Source organism: Streptomyces sp. G45, assembly GCF_049542095.1.
Taxonomy (GTDB): Bacteria; Actinomycetota; Actinomycetes; order Streptomycetales; family Streptomycetaceae; genus Streptomyces.
In genome coordinates this window covers 150,723-163,690 of sequence record NZ_JBMUZU010000001.1, presented here as the reverse complement: position 1 = coordinate 163,690, position 12,968 = coordinate 150,723, and the positions used below count along the sequence as shown (strand labels likewise).

The 12,968-nt window shown below is 72.2% G+C and carries 12 protein-coding genes; 10 read left to right on the top strand and 2 right to left on the bottom strand.

The window, feature by feature from the left end; genetic code table 11:
* Window positions 1–2: 2 nt before the first annotated feature.
* Both ACOBQU_RS00715 and pcp read left to right on the top strand, forming a co-directional pair.
* Window positions 3–914, top strand: a complete 912-nt coding sequence (locus ACOBQU_RS00715; RefSeq protein WP_423623633.1) for a polysaccharide lyase family protein — start codon at window positions 3–5, stop codon at window positions 912–914.
* Window positions 915–1,278: 364 nt separating this feature from the next.
* Window positions 1,279–1,926 carry a pyroglutamyl-peptidase I gene (gene pcp, locus ACOBQU_RS00710; RefSeq protein WP_423623632.1) on the top strand — a complete coding sequence of 216 codons (648 nt, stop codon included), beginning with the start codon at window positions 1,279–1,281 and terminating at the stop codon, window positions 1,924–1,926.
* A 131-nt stretch (window positions 1,927–2,057) separates the two neighbouring features.
* On the opposite strand, the gene ACOBQU_RS00705 is transcribed toward pcp, so the two are convergent.
* Together ACOBQU_RS00705 and ACOBQU_RS00700 are read right to left on the bottom strand one after the other, a co-directional pair.
* Window positions 2,058–3,236, bottom strand: a complete 1,179-nt coding sequence (locus ACOBQU_RS00705) for an RCC1 domain-containing protein (protein ID WP_423623631.1) — start codon at window positions 3,234–3,236, stop codon at window positions 2,058–2,060.
* A 147-nt stretch (window positions 3,237–3,383) separates the two neighbouring features.
* On the bottom strand, window positions 3,384–4,613 hold the full coding sequence (locus ACOBQU_RS00700; protein WP_423623629.1) for an RCC1 domain-containing protein: 1,230 nt from the start codon (window positions 4,611–4,613) through the stop codon (window positions 3,384–3,386).
* Window positions 4,614–5,594: 981 nt separating this feature from the next.
* Here ACOBQU_RS00700 and ACOBQU_RS00695 point away from each other — a divergent pair.
* The 8 genes from ACOBQU_RS00695 (at window position 5,595) to ACOBQU_RS00660 (ending at window position 12,945) form a co-directional block, all read left to right on the top strand.
* Window positions 5,595–6,155 carry a hypothetical protein gene (locus ACOBQU_RS00695; RefSeq protein ID WP_423623627.1) on the top strand — a complete coding sequence of 187 codons (561 nt, stop codon included), beginning with the start codon at window positions 5,595–5,597 and terminating at the stop codon, window positions 6,153–6,155.
* A gap of 12 nt (window positions 6,156–6,167) precedes the next feature.
* Window positions 6,168–7,910, top strand: coding sequence for a hypothetical protein (locus tag ACOBQU_RS00690; protein WP_423623625.1), 1,743 nt, complete (start codon window positions 6,168–6,170; stop codon window positions 7,908–7,910).
* Window positions 7,907–9,244 carry a hypothetical protein gene (locus tag ACOBQU_RS00685; protein WP_423623624.1) on the top strand — a complete coding sequence of 446 codons (1,338 nt, stop codon included), beginning with the start codon at window positions 7,907–7,909 and terminating at the stop codon, window positions 9,242–9,244. The genes ACOBQU_RS00690 and ACOBQU_RS00685 overlap by 4 nt, the downstream gene beginning before the upstream one ends.
* A 109-nt stretch (window positions 9,245–9,353) precedes the next feature.
* Window positions 9,354–9,665, top strand: a complete 312-nt coding sequence (locus ACOBQU_RS00680) for a hypothetical protein (RefSeq protein WP_423623622.1) — start codon at window positions 9,354–9,356, stop codon at window positions 9,663–9,665.
* A 180-nt stretch (window positions 9,666–9,845) separates the two neighbouring features.
* A complete protein-coding gene (locus ACOBQU_RS00675; RefSeq protein ID WP_423623621.1) occupies window positions 9,846–10,076 on the top strand; it encodes a hypothetical protein in 231 nt (76 codons plus the stop codon).
* On the top strand, window positions 10,070–10,447 hold the full coding sequence (locus tag ACOBQU_RS00670; RefSeq protein WP_423623619.1) for a tail fiber domain-containing protein: 378 nt from the start codon (window positions 10,070–10,072) through the stop codon (window positions 10,445–10,447). The genes ACOBQU_RS00675 and ACOBQU_RS00670 overlap by 7 nt, the downstream gene beginning before the upstream one ends.
* 48 nt (window positions 10,448–10,495) lie before the next feature.
* On the top strand, window positions 10,496–11,749 hold the full coding sequence (locus ACOBQU_RS00665) for a TfuA-like protein (RefSeq protein ID WP_423623618.1): 1,254 nt from the start codon (window positions 10,496–10,498) through the stop codon (window positions 11,747–11,749).
* Window positions 11,746–12,945, top strand: a complete 1,200-nt coding sequence (locus ACOBQU_RS00660; RefSeq protein ID WP_423623616.1) for a YcaO-like family protein — start codon at window positions 11,746–11,748, stop codon at window positions 12,943–12,945. Before ACOBQU_RS00665 ends, ACOBQU_RS00660 begins: the two co-directional genes overlap by 4 nt.
* Window positions 12,946–12,968: the final 23 nt, after the last annotated feature.

Here is a 12,968-nt window from a genome sequence, read left to right as displayed (position 1 = left end):
TCATGACCGAAACAACGCTCCCGGCCGCGTCCGCGCTGGCCGCGGCGCCTTCGGGGCGCGGGCGCGACCGGCACCTGTCCGGCACCGTCTCCGGCCTCACCGCCACCGGCGGGCTCGCCGTCGTCGAACTGGCCTGGCACTCCTACCGGCCGCGGCGCGGGCAACTCGTCGACCACTACGAGGTGTACGTCTCCGAGCGCGCCGACCGGGCGGGCGGCCCCGGCGGCTCGGCGACCCTGCTGGGGCGCACCCTCTACCCGCACCTCACCCACTGGGTCGGCCCGGAGCCGCGGACCCGGCACTACAGCGTCGTCGCCGTCGTCGACTCGGGCGCGCGGACCCGCGCGTCCCGTCCCGTGTCGGCCGCGAGCACCCGCTCGGTCGCGGCGGGCCGGGCGGTGGCCCAGGTCGGTGAGTTCGACCACAAGGGCCTGGAGTTCGCCCTGTCCCCGGACCAGAGCGCCCGCTACCTGACGGCCTTCCCCAACGGCGTCACCTACCGGTACGGCACCTCCACGCCCGGCCGCGACTGGTGCTACCTGCACCCGGGCCCCGCCGACTCCTGGGCGGGCCGCAAGGAGCACACCTTCACGCTCCGCTTCGACCTGGCCCCGGCCCCGAAGGACGACCTGGCCTGCGCGCTGTGGCTGATCGACGCGCACGCGACCGCCGCGGGCGGCGCCGAGGTGACCCTCAACGACAGCCCCGTGCGGACCCTTGAGTTCCGCGGCGGCGCCACCCGCGGCTCGCTGGAGGGCGACGCCACCCGCCCGGGCACCGCGCTCAAGCCCTCGACCTACGAATTCCCGGTGCCCGCACGGCTGTTCAAGGCCGGGGAGAACGTCCTGAAGGTGCGCAAGACCAGCGGTTCCTGGATCGCGTACGACGCGCTGGGGGTCTTCGCGGGGGAGTGAGTGCCGGGCGCCGGTCGACGAGCTGCGAGCGGCCAGCGGCGCACGAGGTGTGGGGGCGAGCGGGGGTGCGCGGAGGGCGTGAGGCGGTCAGGGGCTTGTCCCGGGTGCTTCGAGCGCGGGCGGCCGGTGGAGTGAGCGTGCCGGTAGGGGGCCGGGGCGCGGGGGATGAGTGGTGGTAGCACCGAACCGGGAGGTCAGCGGCCCCCGCGGCGCGGTGTGCTCTCCGGTCAGCGCTCCGAACCGCCCGCGCCGCTCGCGCCGGGACGCCGTCCATCGAGGGCGAAGCGCCCTGTGGTGCTGTCGCGGGCGCCCAGGAGCCGCTGGCCTCCCACTCGGAACCCGCTTGGGGAAAGGAGCCGTTCTGATGACTCGTGTGCTGGTCACCGGGTTCGAACCGTTCATGCAGGACACGTACAACCCGTCCTGGGCGGCGGCGCAGCTGCTGCGGGAGAAGCCGCCGGAGGGCCTGGAGGTGACGGCGGTGGAGCTGCCGTGTGTCTTCTCCCGGTCCCTTCCCGCACTGCGACAGGCGGTGCTCTCCGCCGATCCGGAGATCGTGCTGTGCCTGGGCCTGTCACCGCGACGCGGGATCTCGATCGAGCGGGTCGCCATCAACGTCGACGACAGCCCCGGCCTCGACAACGACGGCGCGCAGCCGGTGGACGAGCCGATCGTGGCCGACGGTCCGGCCGCCTACTTCTCCACCCTGCCGATCAAACGGTGCGCCAAGGCCGTCCACGACGCGGGCATCCCGTCGGACGTGTCGCTGTCCGCGGGCACGTTCGTGTGCAACCACGTCTTCTACGGGCTGATGCATCTGCTGGCGACCGAGGGCAAGGGGCGGCGCGGCGGCTTCGTGCACGTGCCGCACACCCCCGAGATGCCCGCCGTGTCCGGCTACGGCATTCCGTCGATGCCGGTGGACACCACGGCGGCCGGGCTGCGTGTCCTGCTGTCGACGGCGGCGGCGCACCACACCGACATCAAGGTCCCCTGGGGCACGACCGCGTGAGCTGACGGCCCACACCCCACCGGCCACCGGCCACTGACCGCCGGTCCCGCCCGTGCCTTCCGCGGAGGAGCAGGGGCGGGACCGGTCACGGTGATACGGCCCGGAGGGGCGCGACGCCGGTGGGGAGGCGGTCAGTAGGCGTACGCGGACTTGCCGTTGGCCAGGGTGGCGACACGAGTGATGCCGCTTCCGCTGGGGAGGGCGATGACCGGCTTGTTGTCCCGGGCGGTGGTCGCGGTCGTGGTGCCGTCGCCGAGCTGGGAGGCGTCGTTGTTGCCGAGTGTCAGGACGGAGCCGTCGGGCTGGGCGGCGACGGTGAAGTCGGCGCCGCCGATGATGCTCTTGGTGCCCTTGAGCGTGTCGATGGGCACGGGGGTGGTGCGGTCGGTCGTGGTGCCGTCGCCGAGCTGTCCGAACTTGTTCCAGCCCCAGCCCTTGACGGTGCCGTCCTTCAGGATCGCGAAGTCGTGGAACGGGCCCGCGGAGATCTGCGTGACGCCCGAGAGGAGCTTGACATCGACGGGGGAGGGGCTGTCGGCCGTGGTGTCGTTGCCGAGTTGTCCGTTCTTCCCCTCTCCCCAGGACTTGACCTTGCCGTCGACGGTCAGGGCGAGGACATGGCTGCAGCCGACGGAGATGGCGGCGATGTCGGTGAGGTCCTTGATCTGCTGAGGGGTGTTCCGGGCGTCGGTGCCGCCGAGGCCGAGGCGCCCGTTGGTGCCGTCGCCCCAGGTCCACACGGTGCCGTCCTGGCGCAGGGCGGCGCTGAAGGAGCAGCCCGCGCCGACGTCCTTGACCTCGTCGAGGGCCTGGACGAGGACCGGGACCTTGGCCGGGTTCTTTTCGTCGGTGACGCCGTTGCCGAGCTGTCCCTTGGCGTTGCCGCCCCAGGCGTAGACCCGGCCCTTGCGGACGGCGAGGCCGTGGTCGAGCCCGGCGTCGACGGCGCTGATGCCGGACAGGACGGCGACCGTGCCGGGGACGGGCTGGTTGGTGGTGGTGCCGTTGCCGAGCTGGCCGGTGGCGTTCGCGCCCCAGCTCTTGACGGTGCCGTCGGCCAGCAGGGCGACGGCGAAGGCGGTTTTGTCGTCGCCGCCTCCGGACAGGGTGCGCACATCGGCGCGGGCGAGGCCGACGACGTCGCCGGGGGTGGTCTGGGGGATGGTGGTGGCGTTGCCGAGCTGGCCGACGGCGTTGGTGCCCCAGGGGCGGACCCAGGGGTCCGTCGCCGCGGAGGCGCTGGGCAGGGCGAGGCCGGTCAGGGTGAGCGAGGCGAGCAGGGTGGTGCTCAGGACACGGGTGGTGGTCATGGAAGTACCTCGTGGGGGGAGGCGCGCCGACTGGGGCGGCGCGTCGCGGGAGTTGGGGACGGCGGTGCGGCGGTGGGTGGTCCCGGCCAGGCCCGGATCAGGAGCCGGGCGAGCGAGGGGCCGTACCCGCGCTGGGAGGCGGTCCGGTCAGTGGGTGTAGGTGGTGTTGCCGCCGAGTGAGGCGGTGACGTCGGTGGTGGAGGAGTCCGAGTGCAGCACCCGCTTCATGGTGTGGCTGTCGGTGGTGCTGCCGTCGCCTAGCTGGCCGTCGGCGTTCTGGCCCCACGTGTAGACGTAGTCGTCCTTGAGGGCGACGCCGTGGAACGCGCCCGCGGCGAGCTTCGTCAGGTTCCTCAGCTCGGGGATCTCGATGGGGGCGGTCCGGTTGGTGCGGTAGGTCTCCCCGTCGAAGGTCTCGTCCTCGTCGAGGAGCTGCCCGTACTGGTTGTGGCCCCAGCCCCACACGGCGCCGCCGTTCATGACGGCGTAGTTGTGCCAGGCGCCCGCGTGGACGGTGGAGACGCCTTCGAGCCAGTCGACGTCGACGGGCGTGGCGGACGACGCGGTCGACGAGTTTCCGAGCTGGCCGTAGATGTTGTAGCCCCAGGACTTGACGACGTTCTTGCCCGCGTCGTCGCCGTCCTCGCTGGCGGTGACGGCGAGCGCGTGGTGGCAGCCCGCGGCGATGCTGGACACCTTGGGCAGGCCGGTGACCTGGCGGGGCACGGTGCTGGAGTCCCGGCTGCCGTTGCCGAGCTGGCCGTAGATGCCCCGGCCCCAGGCGTAGACCTTGCCGTTGGTGAGCAGGGCGAGGCTGAAGTCGCAACCCGAGGCGACCTGGGTGACGCCGGGCATGCCCTGGACGCGGGCGGGGACGCTGCGGTTGTCGCCGTTGCGGCCGTTGCCGAGCTGGCCGTAGGAGTTGTCGCCCCAGGACCAGACCTGGCCGTGCTCGTCGAGGGCGACGGCGTGCTCGCCGCCCGCCGCGACGTCCTTGATGGGCGGCAGGTTGGGGACCTTGACGGGGACCTTCTGGGCGGCGTGCGTGCTGTTGCCGAGCTGGCCCGAGGCGTTGTGGCCCCAGGACCGGACGGTGCCGCCGCTGCTGGCGAGGGCGAGCGCGAAGCCGTTCTCCGACGAGGTGCCGCCCGCGGAGATCTTCTTCACGTCCCCGCGCAGCAGGTCGGTGACAGCGGTGGGAGTGGCGCTGTCGGTCATGGTGCCGTTGCCGAGCTGGCCGACGATGCCCGCGCCCCAACTGGTCACGGTGGGCTGGATCTCGTCCGCGGCGGCGGGGGCGGCGGTCGGTATGGCGACGATGGCCGTGGCCACGGCCAACAGGCGCACGAGAGCGGTGCGGCGCGCTGTGGGGGACATGGTGCTCCTTAGGCGTGGGGAGAGGGCAAGCCGCTTCTCCGGCCAGGGGCGCCGCGTGGCGTCGCCGGGACCGGACAGTGGAACGGCTGTGCGACGTTTGCAGCCTGTCCCAGCCCACGAGGCGACGCGACCCGTCGGGAACGACATCACCTGAACGCCCGGCATCCGCTCAGGGGGCGCACACACAGCGCGCTCGGCCGCGCTGGAAGCCCTCGGGAAGGCGAAAAACGGTGCGGCAAGACCCCGGAAAACCAGCCCGTTCCCGAGTCATCGCAGCGAAAGGGCGTTCGTTGCCGACGGGTGATTTCCCGCCCGATCGCCGCCTAGGGGCGCACGATTCCCTCGCCTCTTCGGGCTTCCTCTAATGAGGTGACGGGAAGCGGGAGTTGGCCGCCGACGGGGCGGGACACGCCCACGTGCCGCCCTTCCGGTGAATTCCACAGCGGGGCCAGGTGGGTACGGGCGCTGGCCCCGGACTCGCGACCGGATATCGCAGAAGCCCACCTTCCTGATGACAGGACGATATGAAGAAATGATTCTCAGGTTGTTCGGGTGAATGCGCCTTTCGGTCTCAAGTATGCGTCTGTCATGTGCCAGAGCGTAGGGGCGTGCGAAGAAACGTTTCCGCGCTCTCCTTGTCGGTCCGCCGCCCGCAATCGCCTCCCTGGGAATCGGATTCGTGTTCTCAGAATGTGTTCGTGCGAAACACCTGACCGAGCGTGACCGAGCGGAGGAATGCATGTACGACACGAAGCGCGTGAGGGCCGCTGTCGTGGTCCTTGGGGCGGCGATCTGCCTGGGCGCGGCGCGGGGAGCCGCGCACGCCGTGACGGCGTACGAACGGGTCCCGTCACCGCCTGGGTACGAGGCCGCCCCGCGGGGCGGGGAGAGGCCAGGGCGTCAGCGGCCCGGGCCTACGCGGCCTGGCTGCTGGAGCGCTCCCCGGACCTGCGGGCGGCGTTGGGCGGCGGGCCTGACGCCGTGGCCGGACTGGCCGCGGCGGTGCGGGCCGCTTGGGGCGGCGCGCCCGGCGGCGAGGCCTCCGCGTCGATGTCCGGGCTGCCCACGGCGGCCGACCCGGGGGACGGTCCGTCCGCGCCGCCGATGGACATGCCGCCCTATCCCAAGGGCGATCAGCCCAAGGTGAAGCAGTCGGACCCGTGTGCCGACGGCACCACGAACCCGGCTGGCTGCGACGCCCGCAAGGGCAACCAGGACGAGATCGAGGACTGCCCGCCCGGCACCGCGGGCTGCCTGGCCAGATACGCCACGAACGGCGAGGCGACGCAGACCGACCTGAAGTCCACGGCCACGTTCGTCGACGAGCTGGCCAACAAGGACCGCTTCGCCTCCCCTGAGCAGGCGTCGGCACAAATGTGCGGGATCTTTTCCCAGCACATCAGCTTCTACCAGGCCGACCAGTACCAGTTCCCGCCCACGACCCACAACTGCCTGCCCGGGCAGTCCGGCCAGGACAACGAGAACCCCACGGTGACCCCGGTCGGCACCCTCACCCGCCTCCCCTCCACGCCACCCCAGTAAGGAGCCACGCTCGTGCGCGCAACGCCCCTGCGCCTGCCCGCCGCCTTCGTCCTGGGCGGTGTCCTCGTCCTCCCCCTCGCCGCCGCGCCCGCCCTCGCGGCGCCACCGGCCCCCGCCGCCGACCGGAAGGCCCCGTGGCGGGCCACACCGGTCCTCAACGGGGACTTCGCCGCCGACAAGCTGTCCGCCACGGCGGAGGCCAGTCAGGAGACTGTCCCCAAGGAGTGGACGGGGAAGGACGTCACCTTGTTCTCCGCCCCTCTGGCCAAGCGCTCCGACAAGCGCCAGGCCGTCTCCCTCAAGGACAGCACCGGTCCCGGCGTCCTGCGCCAGCGGCTGTGGAACGTCAACGCGGGCGCCACCGTCCGCGTGGAGTTCTCCGACTCCGCCTCCACCCTGTCCTCGTGCACCCCCGCGCGGGTCGCCGACGGCCAGCGCTACAAGGTCAGCGCCTACAAGCCGGTGGAGATCGGGCCCGACGGCAAGCCGTCGAAGGACCGCCCGGTGCACCACTCCGAGGAGTACAGGACCGACGGCTACACCAAGCCCGCCAACAAGACCGGCGACGGTTCCTGGTCGGCGAAGCCGAAGGTCTTCGAGTTCACCGCGGCCGAGGACAACCCGCTGATCGCCTTCGAGTCCCTGGAGAAGCCGACCGGCGCCGGTGACGAGGAGAAGGCCTGCGGCCCGCTGATCGCCGCCGTCACCGCCGAGCAGCAGGCGGCCGCCGTCGACTACTACGTCGAGCAGGAGAAGATGCCCTGGAAGGCCTACAAGGGCACCGACGAGATCTCCCTCGAGACGGCCCTGGAGACCTGCAAGGGGGCCAACGCCTGCCGGTTCACCGCCGACCCCGAGTACTCCTACCAGTACTACTCCAAGGTCCGCGTCATCGACTACGCGTCGATCAACTGCACGCGCAACCAGAAGACCGACAAGCGCACCCTCTCCTACACCGAGGAGGGGTTCGACAGCATCACGCAGGAACTGCGCCGCATCAAGAACGCCCAGGAAGCCGACCAGAACCTGGCCAACAGCGGCGGCGACGACAAGGGCACCGGGTCGCCGAACCTCCAGGAAGCCTTCCCGCACATGATGAAGCAGGCCGCGGCCGGTTTCCAGCGGCTCCTGGGCAACACCAACCTCGTCAACACCACTGATCCGCTCACCCCGACCCGCAGTGTGGAGAAGACGGTCGAGCAGACCGTGCAGCCCGGTGAGGCCAGTTGGTACGAGGTCCAGGCGTCCCGGGAGCGGATCTCCGGCCTCTTCCAGGGCGAGGGGGGCGTCCGCATCGACGCGATGCTCGACTACCCGTCGAACCGGGTCCCGGACCGCTTCTACCAGCGAACCGGCCCCATGACGCAGGACGAGCAGCGCCACTGCCTGACCGAGCGCCCCCTGCGGGTCACTCCCGACAACGGCGGCGTGGACGGCGGCTCGCAGGCCCGCGCCACGGCTCCGGGCGCCCAGCACGCCCCGGCCTTCGCCCCGGCGCCCGCCCCCCAGGCCGCCGCCCCGGCAGCTGGCGCGCCCGCCGTCGGTCAGGCTCCTGCCCCGGCAGCCGCGCCGCCCCCGCCGGGCTTCCACGCCGAGGTCACCACCCCGGCCTCGGCGCAGTCCCCGTCCGGCGCCGCCACCGCCCGCCTGCGGCCCCTCGTCCAGGCGCCCGCCCAGTCGGTCCGGCCCGGTCCCGCCGCGGCTCCTGCCCGCTCCGCCGATGTCCGTCCCCTCCCGCAAGGAACCGCCTCATGACCCGCTCCGCGAACCGGCGTCCATCCCCCGCCCGGCGGACCGTGCCGCTCTCCGCCTCCGCGCTCGCCCTCGCCCTGGCCGCCACCCTCGCCGCCACCCACCCCGCCCAGGCCGCCGCTCCCGAGCCGACCGTGCCCGCCGGTCAGGCCACGGACAGGATGCCGGTGCCGAAGGCGTCCCGCGACGGCCGCCCGGTTCCCGTCAAGGACGTGCTCAAGTCCTGCAAGGGCGCTGGCTGCGACTTCCGCATCGCCCAGGGCCCGGTCGAGTACCTCAGCGCCGTGACCAACGTCGGCAGCGCGATCGTCAACTGCTCGGACGCCGACATGAAGGTCGAGCGCGAGGTCACCCTCACGTCGTCGGTCACCGACAACGTCGAAGGAGAGATCTCCGGCTCCTGGACCCACGAGGGCACCGTCGACAAGACCGTCTGGGGCGAGGACCACGCCGAGCACACCGAGTCCGCCCGCCTCCAGAACACCGGCACCACCACCGTCACCGGCACCACGACCGACACCGAGACCAAGCGGGACCAGACCTCGACCAACAAGGGCACCGTCGATCACAGCGCCCCGAAGGACAAGGGCCCCAACACGGAGACCCACAACTTCAACGGCACGCAGAACGAGACCACCACCCAGAAGCAGATCCAGGGCCAGACGGAGAACTCCACCGAGACCCAGACCGAGGTGACCTCCTCCTCCATGGGTTCGGTCACCGGCCACGACGAACTGCACGTCGGCGTCAAGGAGGCCTTCACCGCGGCCTTCCGGCTGACGGCCGGGCGCGAGCTCACCCAGAGCGTCCAGGAGCGGATGATGTACACCATCACCCTCAAGCCCAAGGACATCCTCACCCTCGGCGCGCAGAACGCCATGGTCCGCACGCAGGGCACTCTCCGCGTCAACGACAGCGCGGGCGCGGCCAAGGTGGAGAACATCACGGTCAACAGCCCTTCCACCACCAACGCCAGCTCACTGATCGCCCAGACCTACACCGACGCCGGGCAGTGCGTCGGGGTGCGGCCCTCCAAGAACGCCGCCGACCCCCAGCCCGGCCCTCGCCCCGGCGCGGCCGACCCCCAGCCGGGTGCTCGCCCCGGCGCCGCCGATCCGCAGCCCGGCCCCCGCCCTGGCGCGACCGATCCGCAGTCCGGCGCCCGTACCGGCGCCGCCGACGCCCAGCCGGGTCCGGAGAAGCACGGTGCTCCAGAGGCCCCGCGCCCTGTCGAGGCCGCCCCCGGCCTGTACGAGGTCCCCGCCCCGTCCGCCGAGGCCAGCCCGCAGTCCAAGCGCGTCATCCCCCTCCCTGACGGGACCAAGGCGAGCCCATGAACCCCCGGCCTCCCGAGCCGTCTCGTGAACCCGTCGTGCGTTCACAGACCGTCCCGGTAGGCAGGCACCCGTATGTCCACTCACCCTCAACCGCTTCGAAGGAGAAGTGATGATTCGACGTACCTCGATCCTCGCCGCATGCGCCGCGACCGCCCTGACCTTCCTGGGGACCGGCACCGCCACCGCCTCCGGGGCGGCCCCCGGCGAGAGCGCCGCCACCGGCTACGCCGTCATCAACGGCGTGACCCACGTCAACCCGCAGGGCTGCTACCCCGTGGGCGGCTGGATGGTGCATGTGATCAACCACACCGACCAGACCGCGCAGGTCTTCCCCAACGCTGGCTGCTTCGGACAGGCCGAGGGCTGGCTCTCGCCCGGAGCCGAGGCGCAGCTCAACGGCGCAAGTGTGTACTTCCCCTGACCACTGCGTCCCCGGCCCCAACCGGCCCCGGAACACGGCGGGTTGGCCACCGGCACCAGCTGGGTGGCTGTGGCCCATTGGGGTGGTTCGTCGCTCGCCAGTTGTGACCACCAGGGGCCCTACGTAGCGTGAAAAAGCGGGTCAATTCGGGCCCGTGATCGATAAGGAAAGGACCGTGTCATGGCACGTCAGGCACGCGAGAACCAGCCTGAGGATCAGAGCCGCCGTTCGCGCCAGCAGGCGGGCGACAAGGCCCAGCAGCAGGCCAGCGAGAAGGCCAAGCAGGAGGCGGAGAAGAAGGCCGCCACCCGCAAGGCGGACGACAAGGGCGACGACGAGCCCCCGCAGACGCGTGCGGCGACGATCTCCGACCGCGCCCTGAAGACCGACGTCGCGGCGGTCGAGTGGTAACGGAGCCTGTCGGCCTGCGGGATGCCCGCGAGGCATCCCGCAGGCCGCCTCCCTCCGCCGCGCCCCCCGTCGCCGACTGCCCGCCGCTCAACGGGCACGACGTCCTGCGCAAGGTCGTCGAACTGCCCGTCAGTACCTGGAGGTACCGGGCCGACCCCGACGGCGTACGCCACCTCGGCCCCATGGCCCAGGACTGGTGGGACGCCTTCGGCCTGGGCGGCGACGACAGGACCATCAGCCTCGTCGACACCAACGGCGTCGCCCTCGTCTGCGTCCAGGCCCTGCACCGGCTCCTCGAGCAGAGCCAGCGGGAGATCAGTGACCTGCGCGAACAGGTCGCCCGGCTGACGGCCGCGCAGACGGCACGCTGACGTACCCCCTTCTCCAGCCACGACCCACGACCCGCGGGAACCGGATCAGTGAACGTCCATGTCTTCATCGGGCCCACCCTCCCGGCCGACACCGTCCGCGAACGGTTCCCCGCGGCCGTACTCCACGGCCCGGCCCGCCACGGCGACCTCATCCGCCTCGACCCGGGGCCCGGCGACACCGCCGTGGTCATCGACGGCCTCTACCACCACAGCCTCCCCCTGCGGCACAAGGAGATCCTGTGGGCCCTCGCCCGGGGCGCGGCCGTCATCGGCGCCGCCAGCATCGGAGCCCTGCGCGCCGCGGAACTCGACGGCTACGGCATGGTCGGCGCCGGTGAGATCTACCGCCAGTACAGGGACGGCGAGATCGACTCGGACGCCGATGTCGCCGTCACCCACACCGAGGACCCTCCCCACCGCGCCCTCTCGCTGGCGCTGGTCGACCTCCGCCACCAGCTCGGCCACCTGAGCGCGGAAGGCTTCCTCACGTCTACCGCCGCCGAGCAGATCCTGCGCACGGGCACCTCGCTGTCGTACACCCAACGGTCCTGGGCGGCCATCCGCCACCAACTCGCCCGTACGGCACCTGAGGTGGCGGCGCAGGCCGAGACCGCGGCCCGCGTCGTCGCGGACGATCCCCTGGCGCACAGCCTCAAGGCCCGCGATGCCCTGGTGGCGCTTGAGCTGGCCCACGCGCACCCCGGTAGACCGCCCGCGGTGGCATCGGGGAACTGGGCTCAGGACCCGGGGTGGAGGACGACGTTCCTCGACGAGGCGGTCACCGAGTTCCTGCCCGTCGGCCGCGACGGGTCGGGACCGGTGGCCCTCGGGGACGTGCTGCGTGAACAGCGCGTCCACGACCCCGACTTCCCCCGCCGCTGGGCCGCCTTCGTGGCGGCGCGCAGGGACGGACCGCGCCCGCCGGAACTGACCGCCGAGCAGAAGGCGGCCTGGCTGACGCCGGAGGAAGTCGAACTCCTCGGCGACGAAAGGGCCTTGGCCACCGCGCTGACCCGCGCGACCAGGCCGCCCCTGGCTCCCACCGCCGAACGCGACCGGCTCCACGCCCTGTTGGCCGACGGTCCGCAGCCCTCCGCGCCTCGCGAGGGTCGGCACTGGACCCGCCGGGACGCCCGGCTCCACCTGCACGAGGTCTGGAACGTGCCCGAGCACGACCGCGTCGGCCTGCTCGCCCGCGCCCGCGACCGGGGCTTCCCCGACGTCCCCGCCGCCGTCGACGCCGCCCTCGCCCTCCTGAGACGGCCCCACCCCACCCCGACCGGCGCCGGAGAAGCCCCATGACGACCGGCACTTCCCCCGTCCACGCCCCGGCCCCCGGGCTCGCGGCCGGACCTTTCAAGGTCTTCACCGACGGCACCCACCGCGTGCGCGACCCGCGCGACACCTGGAACCTCATCCGGCCGCGGCTCGCCGCGTACGGCATCTCGCGTGTCGCCGACGTCACCGCCCTGGACACCCTCGGCCTGCCCGTCGCCATGGCCGTCCGCCCGCTCTCCCAGACCCTCGCCGTCTCCCAGGGCAAAGGCCAGAGCCTCCTCCTCGCCAGGCTCTCCGCCGCGATGGAGGCCATCGAGCTCTGGCACGCCGAACGCGTCGCACCCGACCCCGCCCTCACCGGCGTACCGGCCACCGCGCTCGACCTGCCCTACGACGTGATGGACCTGGACCACGAGCCAGGCTCCCTCATCGTCCCCACCAGCCCGATCCCCTGGGTCATCGGTACCGACCTGATCACCGGCGAACCGGTCCCCGTGCCGCTCGACGCCGTCCGTCTGAGCCTCACCGCCGAACGCCCCTGGCAGCCCCCGGGCTTCCAGCCGTCCAGCAACGGCCTGGCCTCCGGCAACACCGTGCCCGAAGCCACGCTGCACGCCCTGTACGAGGTCATCGAACGCGACAGCCTCACCCGCCTCGACAACACCGGCCGCGACGGCCGCGTCGACATCGACCCGGCCTCGGTCACCGACCCCCTCAACGCCTCCCTCATCCGCCTGTGCCACGCCGCCGACGCGCACCTGGAGATCGCTCTCGTCCCCAACCCCTGGCAGGTGCCCTGCTACACCGCCTTCGTGTGGAGCGAGGACTTCCCCGTCTGGTCCGCCGGATCCGGCGCCCACTCCAGCCCCTCCGTCGCCCTGTCCAGGGCGATCACCGAGGCGGCCCAGAGTCGGCTCACCGCCATCACCGGCACCCGCGACGACCTCCCACCCCTGTACCGCCCCGACTCCCGCACCAGCGTCCACCCGCCCCCGCGCACGGCCGACCACACCCGCACGGTCAGCGCCTTCCGTACCGCCTTCACCAGCGTCACCGACGAACTCGCCTGGCTGTGCCGCCGCGTCCACGGCGTCAGCGGCTTCGCCCCGATCGCCGTACACCTCGCCGACCGGCCCGAGTTCGCCGTCGTCAAGGTCCTCTGCCCCACCCTGCGCTTCCACGCGCGCCACGAGATCCCCCGCCCCACCCACATCCCCTGACCCTCCACGGCCACGAGCGAAGG

Coding starts and splice junctions, on each gene's coding strand:
- ACOBQU_RS00715 (WP_423623633.1), top strand. CDS start 3: ATGACCGAAACAACGCTCCCGGCCGCGTCCGCGCTGGCCGCGGCGCCT.
- pcp (WP_423623632.1), top strand. CDS start 1,279: ATGACTCGTGTGCTGGTCACCGGGTTCGAACCGTTCATGCAGGACACG.
- ACOBQU_RS00705 (WP_423623631.1), bottom strand. CDS start 3,236: ATGACCACCACCCGTGTCCTGAGCACCACCCTGCTCGCCTCGCTCACC.
- ACOBQU_RS00700 (WP_423623629.1), bottom strand. CDS start 4,613: ATGTCCCCCACAGCGCGCCGCACCGCTCTCGTGCGCCTGTTGGCCGTG.
- ACOBQU_RS00685 (WP_423623624.1), top strand. CDS start 7,907: ATGACCCGCTCCGCGAACCGGCGTCCATCCCCCGCCCGGCGGACCGTG.
- ACOBQU_RS00680 (WP_423623622.1), top strand. CDS start 9,354: ATGATTCGACGTACCTCGATCCTCGCCGCATGCGCCGCGACCGCCCTG.
- ACOBQU_RS00675 (WP_423623621.1), top strand. CDS start 9,846: ATGGCACGTCAGGCACGCGAGAACCAGCCTGAGGATCAGAGCCGCCGT.
- ACOBQU_RS00660 (WP_423623616.1), top strand. CDS start 11,746: ATGACGACCGGCACTTCCCCCGTCCACGCCCCGGCCCCCGGGCTCGCG.